The organism is Faecalibacterium gallinarum (genome assembly GCF_022180365.1).
GTDB classification, from domain to species: domain Bacteria; phylum Bacillota; class Clostridia; order Oscillospirales; family Ruminococcaceae; genus Faecalibacterium; species Faecalibacterium gallinarum.
In genome coordinates, this window is record NZ_BQKV01000070.1 from 1 (window position 1) to 2,910 (window position 2,910).

Consider the following 2,910-nt stretch of genomic DNA (forward strand, 5'->3'; position numbering starts at 1 on the left):
CGAGTACATCCACTTCTACAACCACGAGCGCCTCCAGACAAAGACTGGCCTGGCTCCGCTCTCGCTTCGCCAGGCCAGTCTTTGATTCGCTTGTTCTACCCCTTGCAGGCCTCTTTTTTGTACTGTCCGCACAATATGGGGCGGTTCACACCGGGGAGGCTCCCTTTTTATTCAAAATAAAAGCCCCTGTGCCGGGCCTGTCGGCCTGACGCAGGGGTTTTTCAACAGGAAAGCATTTTCCGGTGGAAAGATGCCTTCTCTCATTTACTTGCCGGATTTCTTGCTGGTGCGCTTGCGGGTGGCGCACTTCTTGCGGGTGGTGGTCTTGGGGGCGGCAGCCTTTGCCTCGGACTTTGCCTCAGCGGCGGGTTTCGCCTCCTCGACAGCGGGAGCGGCTGCCTTCTCCTCCACAGCGGGGGCAGCAGCTTTCTCTTCGGCGGCGGGCTCCTCGGCCTTGACGGCAGGGGCAGCAGCCTCGGCCTCAACGGGGGCAGTCTCCACCACAGGAGCGGCCTCGACGGCTGCTTCCGCAACAGCAGCAGGCTCCTCCACGGGGGCAGCGGGCGTCACGTCCTCGGCGGCGGGAGCAGTGCGCTCCTTGACCTCCTGGATCCGCCAGAGCTGGTCGGCAGCGCCGGTCTCCTGCCAAACCTGCAGGATGGCGCCGACGGGGCAGCCCATGCCCACGGTGTCCACGCAGCGGCCGCCGGCCCACTGGGAGCGCAGGCGGACCAGGCCCTCATGGTTGGGCTCCACCATCCACATCTGAGAGGTACCGCTGACATCCTCCCACAGGTGCAGCCAGGTGCCGTTGGCGGTGCCGGCCATCATCAGATCCATCAGCTTGCCGTTGGCACGGTTGCGGATCCGGTAGACCCCCTCGCCCACACGGTCAAACGCCCACTCCTGGGCGGGGCTGCGGGTATACTTGCCCAGACGGATGTCGGCGCCGTTTTCTGCGCCGTCCACCGCTTCGATCACGCTGCCGGACGCGCTGGCGATGGTATAAAACCGACCGGCCTCGATCATGGTCTGTTCCATGGTTTTCATGTTATTCCCTCCTTGCCTTGTCTCACATCACAAAGCCTTCTAAGATGTTTTAAATTATACCACCCAGCGTAATTTTTCACAAGTATTCGGGCTTTCCTTTGTCACTTTATACAGAATCATCCCCCGCCCGCCGATCTTTTTCTCTTAGATTTTGGGCATTTTCGGCCAAATATGGAACGTTTTGTGCCCTCGGGCGGTATCGACTTTTTTCCATTCAGGCTGTATAATGTTAGTGTACAAACTGTTTGAATTGAAAGTATTATCCCGTCCACAGGCCCTTGCCGCCTGCCCGGAAGAAAGCGAGGTACCCGCTGCCATGACCCAAGAGCAAACCGCCCTGCAATTCCAAAAAATGACCCAGACCCCCATCCCCCGGCTGATTCTCACCCTGGCCGGGCCCACCATCCTGAGCATGCTGATCACCAGCATCTACAATCTGGCCGACACCTTTTTTGTGGGCCAGCTGTCCACCAGCGCCTCGGGAGCGGTGGGCGTTGTTTCCAGCCTGATGGCCATCATCCAGGCGCTGGGCTTTATGCTGGGCCACGGCGCGGGCAGCATCATCAGTCGCAGCCTGGGCCAGCGGGACACCGAGACCGCCTCCCGGTTCGCCTCCACCAGCTTCTTCACCGCCCTGGCCTTTGGCGCAGTGCTGGCAGTGGGCGGCCTGGCCACCCTGACCCCCTTTATGCGGCTTCTGGGCAGCACCGAAACCATCCTGCCCCACGCCCGGGCTTACGCCTTTTATATCCTGCTGGCGGCCCCTCCCATGATGTCCAGCCTGGTGATGAACAACATCCTCCGCTATGAGGGCAAGGCCAGTTTCGCCATGATCGGCCTGGTAACCGGCGGCATCCTGAATATGGCCCTGGACCCCCTCTTTATCTTTGGGTTCAAGATGGGTGCGGCGGGCGCGGGCCTCGCCACCGCCCTGAGCCAGTTGGTCAGCTTCCTGATTCTGCTCTCCATGTACCTGCGGGGCAAGACGGTCAGCCGGCTGTCCCTCCGCTATTACACCCGCCGCCCCCGGGATCTGGCCCGGATCCTCACCACCGGCCTGCCCAGCTTCGGGCGGCAGGGCCTGGCCAGCATCGCCAGCATGCTGCTCAACCTGGCGGCCAGTGCCTACGGCGATGCCGCTGTGGCGGGGATGAGCATTGTCTCCCGGATCTTTATGTTCGTCCTCTCGGTGGCTCTGGGTGTGGGCCAGGGCTTCCAGCCGGTGGCGGCCTTCAACTTTGGGGCCCAAAAATACCGCCGGGTGCGCCAGGCCTGCCTCTTCACCATGGTAGCGGGCTTCGGGTTCATTACCCTGATTCTGGCCCTCTGCTGGGTGGAGGCCGAGCCCCTGGTCCGGCTGTTCCGGGATGACCCCGAGGTAACAACCATCGCCCTGCCCGCCTTCTATTACCAGTGCGCCGCCATGCTGCTCCAGCCGGTGATTGTCTGCTCCAATATGCTCTTCCAGAGCATCGGCAAGGCGGGCCGGGCCACCTTCCTCTCCTGCTGCCGCCAGGGCATCTGCTTTATCCCTTTGATCCTGCTTCTGCCCTCGGCCTGGGGGCTCTTCGGCATCCAGGTCTGCCAGCCCATCGCGGACGTGCTCACCTTCTTCATCTCGGTGCCCTTCCTGGTGCAGTACCTGGGGGAACTGAACCGGATGGAACCTGCCGCCCAATAACCCCCTGCATCCAAAAAAAGCGCCTCCCCGGCTGAACCGCTCCAGTAAAAGTAGACAGTGAAAAAAGAAGGCCTCCTGTGGTAGAATAAAACTACTACAGGAGGTCTTTGCTATGCCAAGAAAATACAGCCACATTCAGGAACACGAGAAAGAGATATTAGAACTTCGCAGCCAGGGAA

General features: G+C 61.0%; 3 protein-coding genes. 2 read left to right on the top strand and 1 reads right to left on the bottom strand.

The features are described from left to right. Window positions 1-7: 7 nt before the first annotated feature. Window positions 8-85, top strand: a complete 78-nt coding sequence (locus JCM17207_RS13860) for a hypothetical protein (protein ID WP_373871900.1) — start codon at window positions 8-10, stop codon at window positions 83-85. A gap of 179 nt (window positions 86-264) precedes the next feature. Here JCM17207_RS13860 and JCM17207_RS09585 read toward each other — a convergent pair whose 3' ends face one another. Further along, the gene (locus tag JCM17207_RS09585; RefSeq protein ID WP_238317445.1) at window positions 265-1,050 is read right to left on the bottom strand and encodes an RICIN domain-containing protein; all 786 of its coding nucleotides are present in this window, start codon (window positions 1,048-1,050) and stop codon (window positions 265-267) included. Window positions 1,051-1,366: 316 nt separating this feature from the next. On the opposite strand from JCM17207_RS09585, the gene JCM17207_RS09590 reads away from it, so the two are divergent. Further along, on the top strand, window positions 1,367-2,731 hold the full coding sequence (locus JCM17207_RS09590) for an MATE family efflux transporter (protein ID WP_238317446.1): 1,365 nt from the start codon (window positions 1,367-1,369) through the stop codon (window positions 2,729-2,731). Window positions 2,732-2,910: the final 179 nt, after the last annotated feature.

Coding starts and splice junctions, on each gene's coding strand:
- JCM17207_RS09585 (WP_238317445.1), bottom strand. CDS start 1,050: ATGAAAACCATGGAACAGACCATGATCGAGGCCGGTCGGTTTTATACC.
- JCM17207_RS09590 (WP_238317446.1), top strand. CDS start 1,367: ATGACCCAAGAGCAAACCGCCCTGCAATTCCAAAAAATGACCCAGACC.